Origin of the sequence: Streptomyces sp. IBSBF 3136, from assembly GCF_036815105.1 — a bacterium.
Taxonomy (GTDB): Bacteria; Actinomycetota; Actinomycetes; order Streptomycetales; family Streptomycetaceae; genus Streptomyces.
In genome coordinates, this window is sequence record NZ_JAJSZC010000030.1 from 1 (window position 1) to 16,888 (window position 16,888).

16 protein-coding genes are annotated in these 16,888 nt (G+C 69.7%); 9 read left to right on the forward strand and 7 right to left on the reverse strand.

Going from position 1 to position 16,888, the window contains the following annotated elements; all coding sequences use genetic code 11:
* Positions 1-65: 65 nt before the first annotated feature.
* A complete protein-coding gene (dnaA, locus tag V7E45_RS09415) occupies positions 66-2,054 on the reverse strand; it encodes a chromosomal replication initiator protein DnaA (RefSeq protein WP_333773657.1) in 1,989 nt (662 codons plus the stop codon).
* A 375-nt stretch (positions 2,055-2,429) separates the two neighbouring features.
* On the opposite strand from dnaA, the gene rpmH reads away from it, so the two are divergent.
* The 9 genes from rpmH (at position 2,430) to V7E45_RS09460 (ending at position 9,345) form a co-directional block, all read left to right on the forward strand.
* On the forward strand, positions 2,430-2,567 hold the full coding sequence (rpmH, locus tag V7E45_RS09420) for a 50S ribosomal protein L34 (RefSeq protein ID WP_333773658.1): 138 nt from the start codon (positions 2,430-2,432) through the stop codon (positions 2,565-2,567).
* 21 nt (positions 2,568-2,588) lie between these two features.
* Positions 2,589-2,960, forward strand: a complete 372-nt coding sequence (gene rnpA, locus V7E45_RS09425; RefSeq protein ID WP_319149151.1) for a ribonuclease P protein component — start codon at positions 2,589-2,591, stop codon at positions 2,958-2,960.
* Positions 2,957-3,322, forward strand: a complete 366-nt coding sequence (gene yidD / locus V7E45_RS09430) for a membrane protein insertion efficiency factor YidD (protein WP_333773659.1) — start codon at positions 2,957-2,959, stop codon at positions 3,320-3,322. Before rnpA ends, yidD begins: the two co-directional genes overlap by 4 nt.
* A 3-nt stretch (positions 3,323-3,325) precedes the next feature.
* Positions 3,326-4,594 carry a membrane protein insertase YidC gene (gene yidC, locus V7E45_RS09435; protein ID WP_333773660.1) on the forward strand — a complete coding sequence of 423 codons (1,269 nt, stop codon included), beginning with the start codon at positions 3,326-3,328 and terminating at the stop codon, positions 4,592-4,594.
* 15 nt (positions 4,595-4,609) lie between these two features.
* On the forward strand, positions 4,610-5,122 hold the full coding sequence (locus V7E45_RS09440) for a Jag family protein (RefSeq protein WP_333773661.1): 513 nt from the start codon (positions 4,610-4,612) through the stop codon (positions 5,120-5,122).
* A 118-nt stretch (positions 5,123-5,240) separates the two neighbouring features.
* Positions 5,241-5,957 carry a 16S rRNA (guanine(527)-N(7))-methyltransferase RsmG gene (gene rsmG / locus V7E45_RS09445; protein ID WP_333773662.1) on the forward strand — a complete coding sequence of 239 codons (717 nt, stop codon included), beginning with the start codon at positions 5,241-5,243 and terminating at the stop codon, positions 5,955-5,957.
* Positions 5,958-6,245: 288 nt separating this feature from the next.
* Positions 6,246-7,319 (forward strand): ParA family protein, encoded by a 1,074-nt coding sequence (locus V7E45_RS09450; protein WP_319149162.1) that lies wholly within the window; start codon positions 6,246-6,248, stop codon positions 7,317-7,319.
* Positions 7,316-8,413 carry a ParB/RepB/Spo0J family partition protein gene (locus tag V7E45_RS09455; protein ID WP_333773663.1) on the forward strand — a complete coding sequence of 366 codons (1,098 nt, stop codon included), beginning with the start codon at positions 7,316-7,318 and terminating at the stop codon, positions 8,411-8,413. Before V7E45_RS09450 ends, V7E45_RS09455 begins: the two co-directional genes overlap by 4 nt.
* Before the next feature lie 314 nt (positions 8,414-8,727).
* Positions 8,728-9,345 (forward strand): GNAT family N-acetyltransferase, encoded by a 618-nt coding sequence (locus V7E45_RS09460; protein ID WP_333773664.1) that lies wholly within the window; start codon positions 8,728-8,730, stop codon positions 9,343-9,345.
* Positions 9,346-9,445: 100 nt separating this feature from the next.
* On the opposite strand, the gene trxA is transcribed toward V7E45_RS09460, so the two are convergent.
* From trxA to murJ, 6 genes are all read right to left on the reverse strand, one after another.
* A complete protein-coding gene (gene trxA, locus V7E45_RS09465) occupies positions 9,446-9,778 on the reverse strand; it encodes a thioredoxin (protein ID WP_333773665.1) in 333 nt (110 codons plus the stop codon).
* Between the two features lie 49 nt (positions 9,779-9,827).
* Entirely contained in the window at positions 9,828-10,799 is a 972-nt protein-coding gene (gene trxB / locus V7E45_RS09470; RefSeq protein ID WP_333773666.1) for a thioredoxin-disulfide reductase, read from the reverse strand.
* A gap of 171 nt (positions 10,800-10,970) precedes the next feature.
* Positions 10,971-11,909, reverse strand: coding sequence for an anti-sigma factor family protein (locus V7E45_RS09475; protein WP_333773667.1), 939 nt, complete (start codon positions 11,907-11,909; stop codon positions 10,971-10,973).
* Positions 11,906-12,661, reverse strand: coding sequence for an RNA polymerase sigma factor SigM (gene sigM / locus V7E45_RS09480; RefSeq protein ID WP_333773668.1), 756 nt, complete (start codon positions 12,659-12,661; stop codon positions 11,906-11,908). The genes V7E45_RS09475 and sigM overlap by 4 nt, the downstream gene beginning before the upstream one ends.
* Before the next feature lie 22 nt (positions 12,662-12,683).
* Positions 12,684-14,378: a protein kinase family protein gene (locus tag V7E45_RS09485; protein WP_333773669.1), complete on the reverse strand. Its 1,695-nt coding sequence runs from the start codon at positions 14,376-14,378 to the stop codon at positions 12,684-12,686.
* Positions 14,379-14,496: 118 nt separating this feature from the next.
* Positions 14,497-16,854: a murein biosynthesis integral membrane protein MurJ gene (murJ, locus tag V7E45_RS09490; protein WP_333773670.1), complete on the reverse strand. Its 2,358-nt coding sequence runs from the start codon at positions 16,852-16,854 to the stop codon at positions 14,497-14,499.
* Between the last annotated feature and the right edge of the window lie 34 nt (positions 16,855-16,888).

The window sequence follows — 16,888 nt, forward strand, 5'->3', positions numbered from 1 at the left end:
CCCCCCCCCCCCCCCCCCCCCCCCCCCCCCCCCCCCCCCCCCCCCCCCGCTGCCGTACGGCCCTGTCAGCCGTTCTTGATGCGGTTCGTGAGCTCGGTGACCTGGTTGTAGATCGAGCGCCGCTCGGCCATCAGCGCGCGGATCTTGCGGTCCGCGTGCATGACCGTCGTGTGGTCGCGGCCGCCGAACTGCGCCCCGATCTTGGGCAGCGAGAGGTCCGTCAGCTCACGGCACAGGTACATGGCGATCTGGCGCGCCGTCACCAGCGCCCGGCCGCGCGAGGTTCCGCACAGGTCCTCGACCGTGAGGCCGAAGTAGTCGGCGGTCGCCCCCATGATGGCCGTGGCCGTGATCTCCGGCGCCGAGTCCTCGCCACCCGGGATCAGGTCCTTCAGCACGATCTCCGTCAGGCCCAGGTCCACCGGCTGCCGGTTGAGCGACGCGAACGCCGTCACCCGGATCAGCGCGCCCTCCAGCTCACGGATGTTCCGCGAGATCCGCGAGGCGATGAACTCCAGCACCTCCGGCGGGGCGTTGAGCTGCTCCTGTACCGCCTTCTTGCGCAGGATCGCGATGCGCGTCTCCAGCTCGGGCGGCTGGACATCGGTGATCAGGCCCCACTCGAAGCGGTTGCGCAGCCGGTCCTCCAGCGTGACGAGCTGCTTGGGCGGCCGGTCGGAGGACAGCACGATCTGCTTGTTGGCGTTGTGAAGCGTGTTGAAGGTGTGGAAGAACTCCTCCTGCGTCGACTCCTTGTCCGCGAGGAACTGGATGTCGTCGACCAGGAGGATGTCCATCTCGCGGTAGCGCTTGCGGAAGCTGTCGCCCTTGCCGTCGCGGATGGAGTTGATGAACTCGTTGGTGAACTCCTCCGAGCTGACGTACCGCACCCGCGTGCCCGGGTAGAGGCTGCGCGCGTAGTGCCCGATGGCGTGCAGCAGATGGGTCTTGCCGAGCCCCGACTCCCCGTAGATGAAAAGGGGGTTGTACGCCTTCGCCGGCGCCTCGGCGACCGCCACCGCGGCCGCGTGCGCGAACCGGTTGGAGGCGCCGATGACGAACGTGTCGAAGAGGTACTTCGGGTTCAGCCGGGCGGTCGGCTCACCGGGGCCGCCCGCCGGCGCGGGCTTGGCGGCCGACGGACCGGGCGCCCCGCTCCCGCCGGACGGCGGCAGGTCGGGGCGGCCCGGGCCACCGCGGTGCGCCGGTCCGGCGCCGGCCGGTGACTCGGGCAGCTCACGGCGGACCGGGTCGCGCTGGTCGTACTCGGCGCGCGGAGCGTTGTAGTCGGGCCGGTCCGGACGGTCGTAGTCCTGCCGGTCCTGGCGGTCGTAGTCAGGGCGCTCCGGACGCTTGTAGTCCGCGCGCTCCTGACGGTCGTACTCGGATCGCGACGAGTCGTACTCGCCACGCTTCGGCTGGTACGACGGGCGGTCCACGCTCTGCGGTCGGTAGTCCTGGGACGGCGAGCCGTAGGAGTCCTGGCCGGAGGAGCCGTAGGCGTCCTGCGACGGCGAGGCGTAGGGGTCGCGCTCGGGGAAGCCGAGACGCTGCTGCTGCCAGCCGTAGTCGTCCTGCCCGGACCGCGGCCAGGCACCGGGCTCGGGGCGCTGGTACTCGGACGGATAGGCGGGGCGGGCGGTCGGCATCTGCTCGCCCCGGGGTCCCGGCTCGCCGCCCGGCGACGGATCGGGGGCGCGGTGCCGGCCGTAGCCCTCGTACGCGGAAGGGGGTTCCGGCTCCTCGTAGCGCGACTGCTGCGGGGCCGGCGGCTCGCCCGCGGAGTCGTCCACGGTGATCGCGATGCGGATGGGGCGGCCGCACTCGCGGCTCAGGGTCTCGCTCACCACCGGCGCGAGACGGCCCTCCAGTACGTTCTTCGCAAATTCGTTCGGCACGGCGAGCAGAGCGGTGTCCGCGACCAGCGCCAGCGGCTGGCAGCGCCGGATCCAGTGCTCGTCCTTCGCCTCCACACCCTGCCCGCGGCCCTCACCGAGGAGCTGGTCCAGTACTCGTGGCCACACTGCGGCAAGATCGGCAGGTACGTCAGCCACAGGGCACGCTCTCTCAGCAGGTCCCACGAACGTGTGGTTCGCGGACGGGTCGGGATGTAAATCGGTTCGGCCGGGGATAAAGGAACGAATCGGAGTTCAGCCACGGTAGTCAGCGTGGCCGCTACGGTTCAAGTTGTTGTCCCCAGCCTGTGGATAGTGTGCCTCCGCTACCCTCGGTTTGACCGGATGGCGTAGCCGCGCGTACCGTAACCAGGTCGAGTTGTCGATGGCTGCTGCCGCCTGCCTCCGATGGGCACAGATCGCTTCAGGTGATCGGGAAGCGGTGCACTCGGGCGTGACGCGAGCTACTCGTGGGCGCACGGTGACAGCCAGGACGGCCACCCGCCACTACCGATTCTTTTCTGGAGCCCCCGAGTGAGCAAGCGCACCTTCCAGCCGAACAACCGTCGTCGCGCGAAGACCCACGGCTTCCGGCTGCGTATGCGCACCCGTGCCGGCCGCGCGATCCTCGCGTCCCGCCGTAGCAAGGGTCGCGCCCATCTGTCCGCCTGATCCCGATCAGGTCATGACATCGTGCTGCCCACCGAGAACCGGCTGAGGCGGCGCGAGGACTTCGCGACCGCTGTACGACGAGGTCGCCGGGCTGGTCGCCCGACCCTCGTCGTCCACCTTCGAAGCGGTGCCACGGACCCGCACGCGCCTGGGGAGAGCGCTCCCCCGACGCGTGCGGGTTTCGTCGTGAGCAAGGCAGTGGGTGGTGCGGTCGTGCGCAACCAAGTGAAGCGCAGACTGCGCCACCTGATGCGTGACCGAGTCGCCCTGTTTCCCCCCGGTAGCCTGGTAGTCGTACGAGCGCTGCCCGGAGCGGGCGACGCAGACCACGCACAGCTGGCCCGAGACCTGGACGCCGCCGTTCAGCGGCTGCTGGGAGGGGGCGCGCGATGAAGTACCCGCTACTGGCTCTGATCAAGCTGTACCAGTGGACGATCAGTCCATTGCTGGGGCCGGTGTGCAAGTACTACCCGTCGTGCTCCCACTACGGCTACACGGCCATCGACCGGCACGGTGCGGTCAAGGGAACGGCACTCACCGCCTGGCGCATCCTCCGGTGCAACCCGTGGTCGCTCGGTGGTGTGGACCATGTCCCACCGCGCAAGCGCCCGCGGTGGCACGAACTGCTGCGCGACGCATGGCGCGCACGCAAGGGCGGGACCTCCGCCGCCGAACCGGCCCTCGAGGACAAGCCGATCTCCGAGCCACCCTCGAGCCCGGCCGCAGAGACCTCGTCCCATGCCCAAGGAGCATGATTAGTGGACACGATTGCCAGCCTCTTCAGCTTCATCACGACACCAGTCTCCTGGGTCATCGTCCAGTTCCACACGGTGTACGGCGCCATCTTCGGCCCCGACACCGGATGGGCCTGGGGCCTGTCCATCGTGTCCCTGGTGATCCTGATCCGCATCTGCCTGATCCCGCTCTTCGTGAAGCAGATCAAGGCGACCCGGGCCATGCAGACGCTGCAGCCCGAGATGAAGAAGATCCAGGAGCGATACAAGAACGACAAGCAGCGTCAGTCCGAAGAGATGATGAAGCTGTACAAGGAGTCGGGCACCAACCCGCTCTCCTCGTGCCTTCCCATCCTGGCGCAGTCCCCGTTCTTCTTCGCCCTGTACCACGTGCTCAACGGCATCGCCTCGGGCCAGACCATCGGCGTCATCAACGACCAGCTGCTGGAGAGCGCGCGTAAGGCGCACATCTTCGGCGCCCCGCTGGCCGCGAAGTTCAAGGACAGCGCCGACACCATCCACGCCTTGGGCGCCTCGGTCGCCGACGTCCGCGTCGTGACCGTGATCATGATCGTCCTGATGTCGGCGTCGCAGTTCTACACGCAGCGCCAGCTGATGACGAAGAACGTCGACACGACCGTGAAGACCCCGTTCATGCAGCAGCAGAAGATGCTGATGTACGTCTTCCCGATCATGTTCGCCGTCTTCGGTATCAACTTCCCGGTCGGTGTCCTCGTCTACTGGCTGACCACCAACGTGTGGACCATGGGCCAGCAGATGTACGTCATCCACAACAACCCGACCCCGGGTTCCAAGGCCCAGGCCGCCTACCTGGAGCGCCTCACCAAGCACGTGACGACCCACGGCAAGGTCCGCCGCCGGAGCGAGAAGACCATCGTCAAGGCGATCGTCGCCAAGGGCCGGGACCGCAACGAGTCCGAGCGCAAGTTCATCAACGCTCTGACCAAGGCCGGCCTCGCCGCCGCCGCCGACGGCACCGTGGCCAAGAGCGAGAGCCAGACCGTGGTGCAGGCCGAGGACGGCACCACCACCACCGCGGTGGCGCGGCGCCAGCAGCCCAAGCGCCAGAGCAAGGCCCAGCGCCAGTCCGGGCCGAAGCAGCCCGGCGACGCCCCCGCGACCACCTCGCTGGAGAAGTCCGAGGAGCCGCGGGACGACAAGCCCGCCGCTCCCAAGCAGCCCGAGAAGCCCGGCTCCGGCACCCGCAGCAAGGCCCAGTCCGGCCAGCGCAAGGGTGGCCCGCAGCGGCCCAAGTCCCCGTCCAAGAAGTAAGAAGGAGCCCATCCCGTGACGGAAGGCACCACCTCCGCCGCTGCCGAGGGTGCAGACACCCTGACCCGCCTCGAGCAGGAGGGTGAGATCGCGGCGGACTACCTGGAGGGTCTGCTGGACATCGCCGACCTCGACGGCGACATCGACATGGACGTCGAGGCCGACCGCGCCTCCGTGTCGATCATCAGCGACACCGGCGGGCGTGACCTGCAGAAGCTGGTCGGCCGGGACGGCGAGGTGCTGGAGGCACTCCAGGAGCTGACGCGCCTGGCCGTGCACCGGGAGACCGGGGACCGCAGCCGGCTCATGCTGGACGTCGCGGGCTACCGGGCCAAGAAGCGCGCCGAGCTGTCCGAGCTGGGCGCCAAGGCCGCCGCCGAGGTCAAGAGCTCGGGTGAGCCGATGAAGCTCAAGCCCATGTCCCCCTTCGAGCGCAAGGTCGTGCACGACGCGATCAAGGCGGCCGGACTGCGCAGCGAGTCCGAGGGCGAGGAGCCGCAGCGCTTCATCGTCGTGCTTCCCGCCTGATCGGCTCCCCCCGTTTCACCGGCCCCGTCTGTTGAGCAGGCGGGGCCGAACTTTGTCAGCCTGGTAGTTCTGGTGGCCGGTGCGAGAAGCGCCGGCGCTGTACGGAAGGACGGTCCCCGTGACGGAGGCAGCGGAGCTTCCCCCCGCGCCCGAGCAGGCGCGGGAAGTGTTTGGTGCGCGCTTCGCCGATGCGGTCCGCTATGCGGAACTGCTGGCCGAGGCGGGCGTGCAGCGGGGGCTGATCGGCCCGCGCGAAGTGCCCCGGCTGTGGGAGCGGCACCTGCTGAACTGCGCGGTCCTCTCGGAGGCGGTTCCCGAGGGGGTGACGGTGTGCGACGTCGGCTCGGGCGCCGGCCTGCCGGGCATTCCGCTGGCCCTGGTCCGCGAAGACCTGAACATCACGTTGCTGGAGCCCCTGCTGCGGCGGACCACCTTCCTCACGGAGGTCGTCGAGCTGCTGGGCCTGGACCACGTCACCGTGGTGCGGGGCCGGGCGGAGGAGGTCATGGGCAAGCTGCCGCCCGTCCACGTGGTGACCGCCCGTGCCGTGGCTCCGCTTGACCGCCTGGCTGCCTGGGGTATCCCGCTGCTGCGTCCCTACGGCGAGATGCTTGCCCTGAAGGGAGATACCGCCGAGGAGGAGCTGAAGGCGGCGGCCACGGCCCTCAGCAAGCTCGGGGCGGTGTCGACGTCGATCCTGCATGTGGGTGACGGCGTGGTGGACCCCCCGTCCACGGTGGTGCGCGTCGAGGTGGGCGAGAGCCCGGGTGGTGTGCGCTTCGCCGCCAAGCGGGCCAAGGCGGCCCGTACGGGGCGGACCCGGCGTCGCCGCTGAGCCGCAGTCACCGCCGTTCCTGATCCTCACCGGCGACGAGACGTACTCCACACAAGCTGCCGAAGCCACGCAACCCGGAGTGTCGCAGAGGTCCGGTCGCCGATGCTGTGCATCGTGTTTCACGTGAAACGTCGCTCACTGCTGCACGGCATCATCAGTCGCGGCCGGGCCGCGGCCGAACCTCGCGACCGGAAGCCCCTCGGTTCACTCGGAGGGGCCTCGGAGTTGTCCACAGAGGTGGATTTCTCCACAGAACAACAGGCCTCACTGGTTCATGACCCCGAAGACATGGGAGGCTCTGTTCATTGCGAGCCTGAAGTCGAGGAGAGTGAATCCTTGCGGTCCGACGCCAACATCGCGGGACCGATGACCGATCCGGTCCCCGGTCCCCGTACCGAATCGATGGGGACGGATGTTTCACGTGAAACACCGTCCCCGATGGACGACACTCCCATCGGTCGTGCTGCCCAACTGGCGGTGGAAGCTCTGGGCCGCGCCGGCGAAGGTCTGCCGCGCCCCGAGCAGACCCGGGTCATCGTGGTCGCCAACCAGAAGGGCGGCGTGGGCAAGACGACGACCACCGTCAACCTTGCCGCTTCGCTGGCTCTGCACGGCGGCCGCGTCCTCGTGATCGACCTCGATCCGCAGGGCAACGCGTCCACGGCACTGGGGATCGACCATCACGCCGACGTCCCCTCCATCTATGACGTGCTGGTGGAGAGCAGGCCGCTCGCCGAGGTGGTCCAGCCCGTTCCGGATGTCGAGGGACTCTTCTGTGCCCCGGCCACCATCGATCTCGCTGGTGCGGAGATCGAGCTGGTGTCCCTGGTGGCGCGCGAGAGCCGGCTCCAGCGGGCGATCCAGGCGTACGAGCAGCCGCTGGACTACGTCCTCATCGACTGCCCGCCCTCGCTCGGTCTGCTGACGGTCAACGCGCTCGTCGCGGGCCAGGAGGTCCTCATCCCCATCCAGTGCGAGTACTACGCGCTGGAAGGGCTCGGCCAGCTGCTGCGCAACGTGGACCTGGTGCGCGGGCACCTCAACCCCACGCTGCATGTATCGACCATCCTGCTCACCATGTACGACGGCCGGACGCGTCTCGCCTCGCAGGTCGCGGACGAGGTGCGCACCCACTTCGGTGACGAGGTGCTGCGGACGAGCATTCCCCGCTCGGTCCGTATCTCCGAGGCGCCGAGCTACGGGCAGACGGTGCTGACTTACGATCCTGGATCGAGCGGTGCCCTCTCGTACCTCGAGGCGGCCCGAGAAATCGCGCTGAGGGGCGTCGGCATCAGCTACGACGCGAGCCAAGCCCACATCGGCGCCCAGAATGACCCGAACATGGTGGAGGGGATCCAGTGAGCGAGCGACGGAGGGGGCTGGGCCGTGGACTCGGCGCCCTGATCCCGGCTGCCCCGACCGAGAAGAACCCGGCTCCGGCCGCGATGGGCAGCGGCCCGTCCGTGTCCGCGGCAGCCGCCCCGGTGCTGACGAGCGACCGAGGGGTCGCCGCGGCGAAGGTGGCCACCCTGCCGCCCGTCGCCCAGGAACCCGAGGAGCCGCAGCCGAGCCCGGTCGCGGAGACCCCCGCGGCCCCGGTGGGGGCGCACTTCGCGGAGATCCCCCTCGACTCCATCACGCCGAACCCGCGCCAGCCGCGTGAGGTCTTCGACGAGGACGCGCTGCACGAGCTGGTCACCTCCATCAAGGAGGTCGGCCTCCTCCAGCCCGTCGTCGTACGGCAGCTGGGCCCCGCCCGCTATGAGCTGATCATGGGTGAGCGCCGCTGGCGGGCCTGCCGTGAGGCCGGGCTCGAGGCCATCCCGGCGATCGTCCGGGCCACCGACGACGAGAAGCTCCTCCTGGACGCCCTGCTGGAGAACCTGCACCGGGCGCAGCTGAACCCGCTGGAAGAGGCGGCCGCCTACGACCAGCTGCTGAAGGACTTCCACTGCACGCACGACCAGCTGGCCGACCGCATCGGGCGTTCCCGTCCGCAGGTCTCCAACACCCTGCGGCTGCTCAAGCTGTCGCCGGCAGTTCAGCGGCGGGTTGCCGCCGGGGTCCTGTCCGCCGGACACGCCCGCGCCCTGCTGTCCGTCGACGACTCGGAGGAGCAGGACCGGCTGGCCCATCGCATCGTGGCCGAGGGCCTCTCCGTGCGGGCCGTCGAGGAGATCGTGACCCTGATGGGCTCACGGCCCCAGGCCACCCAGCGGTCCAAGGGCCCGCGGGCCGGTGGCCGGGTCTCGCCTGCGCTGAGCGAACTCGCCACCCGCCTGTCGGATCGCTTCGAGACCCGGGTGAAGGTCGACCTCGGGCAGAAGAAGGGCAAGATCACCGTCGAGTTCGCCTCCATGGAGGACCTCGAGCGCATCCTCGGCGCGCTCGCTCCGGGCGAGGGGCCGGTTCTCAAGGGCATTCACGAGGACGAGTCCGAGGAGCAGGACGACTGAGCCGCGCGTGATCACCCCCGCAGTGCGGAGAAGCGGATCGTGTCCGGTGTGTACTGGAACGCGGTCCGCTCTTTGCTTTGAGGCAGTATCGAGGGAATCGCATCGTGGCTACGATGCGAAAGGTATGGCGCATCCACCTGGCAGATCTCTGAGTGGGGAGACGGGGGCATGCGAACGATGAGCCGCATCGGACTGGTGGGCGCTGGCCTGAGCCTCGGGGTGGTCGGCGGATTCGTCGCCAGCCTGCTCAGGGAACGAAGCGCTCTGACAGCCGCTCGCGACATCGCGGGCGAGGGAAGTGAGGAACAGTCTTCATGGGGCGCCGGCTCGTACCGCTCACGCTGGACAACCTTGAGGACCTTCCCCAGCGCTGTCGCTCGTGTGTCTTCTGGGAACTGGATCCCGTCAGTGGCGAAGCCGCGCTGAAGGCGGGTACCGCTGCTCTGGAGAAGGAGTCCTGGATCTCCGCCGTCCTCCTGGACTGGGGATCGTGCGGCCGGGTGGTCTACGTCGATGATGTCCCCGTGGGTCACGTGCTCTACGCACCGCCGGCCTACGTCCCGCGCTCCTCGGCGTTCCCCACGAGTCCGGTGTCACCGGATGCGGTGCAGCTCATCACGGCGTTCATCATGCCCGGTTACCAGGGACAGGGGCTGGGCCGTGTGATGGTGCAGACGGTCGCCAAGGATCTGCTGCGCCGAGGCTTCAAGGCGATCGAGGCGTTCGGGGACTCCCGCTGGAAGGAGCCCGCGTGTCTGCTGCCCGCGGACCATCTCCTGGCGGTGGGGTTCAAGACGGTCAGGCAGCACCCTGCGCACCCGCGTCTGCGCCTGGAGCTGCGTTCGACGCTCTCCTGGAGGGAGGACGTCGAGCTGGCCCTGGACCGGCTCCTGGGGGCCGTTCAGAAGGAGCCTGTACTGCGGCCGCTGTAGGGACCGGCGTCGGGACCACATACGAATGGGCCAACCCGTTGGGGTTGGCCCATTCGTGTTTCACGTGAAACATGCGCCGCCGCTCGACGGCACCGCCCGGCTACTGGGCGATGAACTCTTCGAGGTCACGCACGATGGCGGCCTTCGGCTTGGCGCCGACGATGGTCTTGGCGACCTCGCCACTCTGGTAGACGTTCAGGGTCGGGATCGACATGACTCCGTACTTGGCGGCCGTACCCGGGTTCTCGTCGATGTTGAGCTTGACGATCTCGATCTTGTCGCCGTACTCGGCGGCGATCGCCTCGAGCGACGGGGCGATCTGGCGGCACGGACCGCACCAGGCGGCCCAGAAGTCCACCAGGACGGGCTTCTCGCTCTTGAGGACGTCCTGCTCGAAGGAGTCGTCGGTCACATTCTTCAGGGTGCCGGCCACGGCGGGCTCCTTAACTTGGTTCGTGCGGTGAGGCGGGGCGAGGGAGAGGTCAGACGGCGGCGGTCTTCTCGGGCTCAGCCTTGTCCTCGTCGGCGAGAGCGGCGAGGAAGCGCTCGGCGTCGAGGGCGGCAGAGCAGCCGGTGCCGGCCGCGGTGATCGCCTGTCGGTAGGTGTGGTCGACCACGTCGCCGGCGCCGAAGACACCGGTGACATTGGTGCGGGTGGACGGAGCGGCGACCTTCAGGTAGCCCTCCTCGTCCAGGTCGAGCTGGCCCTTGAACAGCTCGGTGCGCGGGTCGTGGCCGATCGCGATGAACAGGCCCGTCACGGGCAGGTCCGACAGCTCGCCGGTCTTGACGTTGCGCAGCTTGAGGCCGGAGAGCTTCTGGTCACCCTGGACCTCGGCGACCTCGCTGTCCCAGACGAACTTGATCTTCGGGTCGCCGAAGGCGCGCTCCTGCATCGCCTTGGAGGCGCGCAGCGTGTCACGGCGGTGGACGATGGTCACGGACTTGGCGAAGCGGGAGAGGAAGGTCGCTTCCTCCATCGCGGTGTCGCCGCCGCCGATCACGGCGATGTCCTGGTCCTTGAAGAAGAACCCGTCACAGGTGGCACACCAGGAGACGCCGCGACCGGAGAGGGCGTCCTCGTTCGGCAGGCCGAGCTTGCGGTGCTGGGAGCCCGTGGTGACGATGACGGCCTTCGCCTTGTGCACCGTGCCCGCGGTGTCGGTGACGGTCTTGATCTCACCGGTCAGGTCGACGGAGACGATGTCGTCCGGAACCAGCTCGGCGCCGAAGCGCTCGGCCTGCGCCCGCATGTTGTCCATGAGGTCGGGGCCCATGATGCCGTCTCGGAAGCCCGGGAAGTTCTCCACCTCGGTGGTGTTCATCAGCGCACCACCGGCGGTGACAGCGCCCTCGAACACCAGGGGCCTCAGCGACGCGCGCGCGGTGTAGAGCGCCGCCGTGTAGCCTGCGGGCCCGGAGCCGATGATGATCACGTTACGGACGTCGCTCACGGCTTGATTCCTCGTCTCTGGTCTGCGTCTGTCGACCGGTGAGAGCCCCTTTCGGAACTCTCACCCCACCCAACGGATCCTAAGGGGCGCGCATTCCCGGTGTGTCCACGCACACCGAGAACGCACACAGTACGGATGACCGCAGGGACCGAGGCGAATCCCCGTGCGGATTCAGGAGCGTGGGAAGGACTGCTGGAGCAGCACCGTGCCGACGGTGGCGGGCTTCCGGCCGACGCAGGCCGCGTCGACGACGTAGGCCGTCACCTTGGTGGTGTCTTGGGCGTCGGGGACCACGACGAGGTAGGCGCTCTCGCCGGCGTAGGTGCCGGTCTTGGCGCCGAGGACGCTGCCGTCGCGGTGGATCGCCTGCCGCACACAGTCCGGGACCGAGGGCTGGGTCTGGAGCAGGGTGTTCGCGCTCTGAGCCGGCGTGGGGGTGATCTGTTCCGTCCCGACACCCGAGCGCGGCTGCTTACTGTGCGGACTCTGCTGCTTGCCCGTCCGAGGCGCGAGCAGATCCTTCACCTGGCTCTGCACGCTGCTGCCGGAGAAGGCGCCCGCGGACGACGTCGAGGTGCCGCGTGCCGTGGTGTCGGAGCCGCTGCTGTGGAGCGACTGCAGGACGAGCGTTCCGGCGCCGAGCACGGCGGCGGTGAGCACGGCACCCAGGGCGACGGTCCTCCGGCGCCGGCCGCGATCGCGCCCCTTCCGTCCCGGGCCCGTCGCCGTGTGCGGCCGACCGGCCGGGCGGTCTGCCGGTACCGATGTTTCACGTGAAACGGAAGCGCCGGCGCCCCCGCCGGTGAGCTCCCCGGTCTCGGAGACCAGTACCGGGGCGCCCAGGGCTTCGGGCACGGTGGAGGCCAGCAGCGCTTCCGCGGCGAGCGCGGCGTCGATACGGCCGGCGACGTCGGCCGGCATACGGGGCGGGCCCGGCACGGTGCCCAGCAGTCCGCGGATCTCCTCCAGCGAGGCGTGCACGTCCGCGCACAGCTCGCAGGCGTCGAGGTGGCGCCGTACCTCCGAGCTCCGGTCCGAAGGAAGGATGCCTTCGGTGAGGTCGGAGATCTCGGCGACATCCGGGTGCCCGGCCGTGTCTGTCGAAGTCACGCTCGCCCACCTCCGCCCTTCACAACGGCTGAATCGCTTGGCCCTGTATCCCGGGAGTCCTCGTACGGGGACCCCGTTGACGGTGGGACGGATGTCCCCTGCACCCGGTTCCGTCCCGTCCCGGTTTCTTTTCGGTCCCCGTCCCCGTCCTCGTCCTCGCTCTGGTCCTCGGAGGCCCCGGGCCGCAGATGGGTGAGCAGCGGAAGGAGTCTGGCTCTGCCCCGGGCACACCGACTCTTCACGGTGCCTGTCGGGACGTCGAGCATGCGGGCGGCCTCGGCCACGGGGTAACCCTGCATGTCCACCAGCACCAGGGCCGCGCGTTGCTCGTAGGGGAGTGTGCCCAGCGCCTCCAGGAGCTGCCGGTGCACGTCATTGCGCTCGGCGGGGGCGGAAGCCGACTCGTGCGGCTCCAGCAGCTGCTCAAGACGCTCGGTGTCGTCCACCGGAGCGGTCTTCCGGGTGGCAGCCTTGCGCGCGCGGTCCAGGCAGGCGTTCACGGTGATCCGGTGCAGCCAGGTCGTGACGGCGGACTGCCCCCGAAAGGTGTGAGCGGCCCGGTAGGCCGACACCAGGGCGTCCTGAACCGCGTCAGCGGCCTCCTCCCGGTCCCCCAACGTCCGGAGGGCCACCGCCCAGAGCCGGTCCCGGTGCCGCCGGACGATCTCCCCGAAGGCATCGGGATCGCCTTCGACGTGGCGGGCGAGCAGGTCCTTGTCGCTCACGCCGTCGTATCCGGCGCCCTCTGCCATGTACCCCTCCCGAGTGGAGACCTCAGCTGGTCACCTTGATGTCCGCCACTCTGCCCCGCCATTGCCCCTGACCGTCCGCGGGCAGCTTGGTCAACCACACCAGCAGGTACTGGGTCTTGAGGGACTTGTTCGGCTTCAGCACCACGGTCGTGCCCGAGCCGTCGGCGGCCTTGGGGTAGGCGTCGAACGACGTCGGCTCAGATCCGGCGTCCGCGCTCGCGGCGCGCAGTTCGACGGACGTCTCCCCGACGAAAGAAACCGTCACCTTGCCGACCTGCTGGGCCTTGCCGAGGTCGAGGATGACACCGACGCCCGACTTCAGGTTGCCGAACCGCGGGCTCAGATAGAAGTCCGTCTGCCAGTAGGTGGAGGCGCTGCTGTCGTAAGCGTTCCCTATGGTGTCCGGCTTCTCGGAATGGTCGGTGCTGAACGGGTCGAAGTCCCGGGCGCCCTTGATGGCAATGGGCTTGCCGGCGAGCGGCTTGCGCGGGCTCTTGCGACCGCCGTCCTGCGTCTGCGTCTTGTTGGTGTCGTCCGGCTTGTCGCCGTGGTCCATGAGAGCGTCCGCCAACTGCCAGCTGCCGAGGCCGAGGGCGGCGATCAGGAGGGCGGAGACCGCCCACTTCAGGGCCTTGCCGGTACGGCTCTGCAGCGGCGGTGGGGGCTGGATCGGCTGGGTGACGCCGGGACGCGCCGCGGGGCGGCCGTACGTGCCCTGCTGGTACGTGGTGCGCTGGTAGTCCGGTGGGGCCGTGAACGTCGGCTCCGGCGGGCGGATGCGGGGCATCTCGCCGATCGCCTTGACCAGTTCCTCCGGCGTGGTGCAGGGAGCCTCGTGCCGCGAGGCGGTGGCGCCGTCGTTGACCAGGGCGCGCATGGCGAGTTCGGACAGGCCGCGGTGGATGCCGGCGCGCACCTGGTCCGGTGCGATCAGGCCGATTTCCTTGGGCAGGCCGGACAGGCCGTAGGCGTCGTTCTCGTACGGCCAGCGCTGGGTGAGCGCGGCGTACAGCAGGGCGCCGATGGACTCGGTGTCGGTGCGCTGCGGGGTGTCGGAGCTGATGCCGCGCAGGGCCGCGTTGACGGCGAGGCCGCGGATGCGCCACTGACCGGTCGAGGCACGCAGGACGGCGTTCGGGTTCAGCCGCAGATGGGCGAGGCCCTCGCGGTGTGCGGCGGCCATGGCGGAGGCGACCTGACTGACCATCTGGTAGGCGTCGTGCGGCTCCAGCGGGCCGGCCGCCAGCAGCGTGCCCAGCTCGGTGGCGTCGGGCAGCCATTCGTGCACGACGTAGACGAGGTCGTTCTCCTCGACGGCGTCCAGGACCTGGACGAAGCGCGGATCGCCGAGCAGCGCGGAGGATCGGGCGGCGGCCAGTACGGAACGGGCTCGCGCGTGGTCGGCGGGCAGGATGTGGACGCCGACGGCACGACGGAGTTTCTCGTCGACCGCTCGCCAACTGCTGAATCCGTCCAGACGGGTGACGCACTCCTCGAGACGGTAGCGTCTGGCGAGTTTGTGACCGCTGTGCAATTCAGGCGGTGTGGCCTTCTTGCCGGGACTCCCCGTCCCTTCGCTCCCCTGCCCCTCGTCGCTGTCCGTGCCCCGCTCCGGGTTCTGGGCCACCCCGTCGGCCGTGGACTCCGCCTTGGCGGTCAGCGGCTGATCACCGCTGTTGTCTGCCACGTCGACGGCAGCCGTGCTGCGTTCCGCCACCGTCGTCCCTGCCTCCCCATCCGTTGCACGCTGTCCGACGCCGAATCCAATTGTGCCCACAGTCCGCCGCTATGCACGACACACAGCTGCGAACGATGGTTGTGCGCCTACCCCCGCCTCAGCGCCCCAGACGCCCGCGCACCATACCCACGAGCGAGTTGAGTTCCTCGATCCGCATCCTGCGGGCGGCCACGAAGAAGACGCCCAGCAGCACCGCCCCGCCGACGAGCAGCGCGGCGAAGGAGCCGACGACGCCCTGGCCGAGGGTGCTCCCGATGCCGTAGCAGGCCGCGCCGCTGAGCAGGGCCGCCGGCACCGAGGCGATGGCGAGCCGGGCGTAGGTCCGCATGACCCGTGCTCCGTCCAGGTCACCGCCGAGCCGCTTGCGCAGGCGCCGCCAGGCCACGCCCACGCCGATCGCGTAGGCCAGTCCGTACGAGGCGGCCATGCCGGCCACCGCCCAGCGGGCCGGGAGCAGCAGGTAGCAGAGCCCGGCGGCACCCGCGTTGAACGCCGCCACGATCACCGTGTTGTAGAAGGGGGTTCGGGTGTCCTCGTAGGCGTAGAAGGCGCGCAGGACGACGTACTGCACCGAGTACGGGATCAGGCCGAGGGCGAAGGCCATCAGCATGTAGCCCATGTTCACGGCGGACGACGTACCGGCCGAGCCGAAGATCAGCGTGCACATCGGGATGCCGAGAGCGACGAAGCCGAAGGAGATGGGCACGATCGCGACCGCGGTGGTGCGCAGGCCCTGGGAGATGTCGTCCCGCACCGCGCCGGCGTCGCCCTCGGCGGCCGAGCGCGAGATGCGCGGCAGCAGGGCGGCCATCAGGGACACGGTGATGATGGCCTGCGGCAGACCCCAGATCAGCTGGGCGTTGGCGTAGGCGGCGAAGCCGGCGCCGCCCTTGATGCCGGAGCCCTTGCCGGCGGCGGTGGACAGCTGGGTGACCACCATGGCGCCCGCCTGGTTGGCGAGCACGAACAGGACCGTCCACTTGGCCAGCATGGCGGCCTTGCCCAGGCCGTGGCCCCTCCAGTCGAATCGCAGCCGGATCCGGAAGCCGGTCTCGCGCAGGTAGGGGATCATCGCCAGGGCCTGCACGACCAGGCCGAGCAGCACACCGACACCGAGCAGGCGCTGGCCCTGCGGCGGGATGTTCTCGACGGCCAGGTGGGAGTTGGCGGCGGTGCCGTACACCCAGATGAATGCGCCGAGCGAGACGATGATGACGATGTTGTTGAGGACCGGGGTCCACATCATCGCGCCGAACTTGCCACGCGCGTTGAGGATCTGCCCCATCACCACGTGGATGCCCATGAAGAAGATCGAGGGCAGGAAGTAGCGGGTGAAGGTCACCGCGACACTGTTGGCCGCCGAGTCGGAGGCGATGGTGGGCGACAGCGCCCGCACCAGGTACGGGGCGGCGAACATCGCGAGGCCGGTGAGCGCGGCCAGCGCGACCATGACGAGGGTCAGCAGACGGTTGGCGAAGGCCTCGCCGCCGTCCTCGTCCTCCTTCATGGACCGCACCAGCTGCGGCACGAAGACGGAGTTCAGACCGCCGCCGACGGTGAGGATGTAGATCATCGTCGGCAGCTGGTAGGCGACCTGGAAAGAGTCGCCGAGCCACCCGAGGCCGAGGGCCGCGGCGATCAGTGCCGAGCGGACGAAGCCGGTGAGGCGGGAGACCATGGTGCCCGCCGCCATGACGGCACTGGACTTCAGCAGCCCGGCGGCCTTGCCGCCCTTCTTGGCGGGGGCCGCGGGGGCCTCCGCCGTCTCGGGCTCGGCGGACAGCGTGGGCCCGCCGGGCTCCGGGGCGGCCGCCGGAGCGGGTACCGGGGGCTGCCCGGGGGTGCCCGGGACGCCCGGGTAGGAGGCCGCGTAGGGGTTGCCCTGCTGGCGCGCCTGGCCGTACGCCGGCTGGTGGGCCGCCGGGCCGAATCCGGCGCCCGGCGCCGCGGCGGGACCCGGAACGGCCGGGTCGGTCGGCGCGGGGCCGCCGCCCTGCTGCTGGTCCCGGAAGAGATACGCGAAGGCGTCCGGCTCGTGGTACTCCTCGCCGGAGTGCGAGACCAGGTCGTCCACGCCCACGAACTGGGTGGTCCGGGGGTCGTCGCCGTGCGGCAGGTACTGGGTGGCGCCACCGTCCGGCTCGGGTGCCGGGGTCTGCGCCCACACACGGGGATCGGGGGCGTACGGCGACTGCGCCGGCGGCGCGTACAGCGGCTGCTGCGGCTCGTAGCTGCCGGGCGCCGGCGGCGGGTGGGCGGCACGGTCGTAGAGCGCCTCGGCGACCGGGTCCTGGGCGGTCAGGTCCTGCGCCCGGTAGGGGTCCTGGTCGTAGGCGTCCTGGAGGTACATGTCAGCCGCGTGCTGCGGCGGCACCTGGCCGGGCTCCGGCGGCGGCTCGGGGTAGCCCGAGCCGGCCGCGCCCTGGCCGCGATCACCGTCGTACGGCGCGTTCATGGTTACCCCACCTCATCGTCCCGGGCCACACCGG

Coding starts and splice junctions, on each gene's coding strand:
- yidD (WP_333773659.1), top strand. CDS start 2,957: ATGAAGTACCCGCTACTGGCTCTGATCAAGCTGTACCAGTGGACGATC.
- V7E45_RS09450 (WP_319149162.1), top strand. CDS start 6,246: ATGGGAGGCTCTGTTCATTGCGAGCCTGAAGTCGAGGAGAGTGAATCC.
- V7E45_RS09460 (WP_333773664.1), top strand. CDS start 8,728: ATGGGGCGCCGGCTCGTACCGCTCACGCTGGACAACCTTGAGGACCTT.
- sigM (WP_333773668.1), bottom strand. CDS start 12,661: ATGGCAGAGGGCGCCGGATACGACGGCGTGAGCGACAAGGACCTGCTC.
- murJ (WP_333773670.1), bottom strand. CDS start 16,854: ATGAACGCGCCGTACGACGGTGATCGCGGCCAGGGCGCGGCCGGCTCG.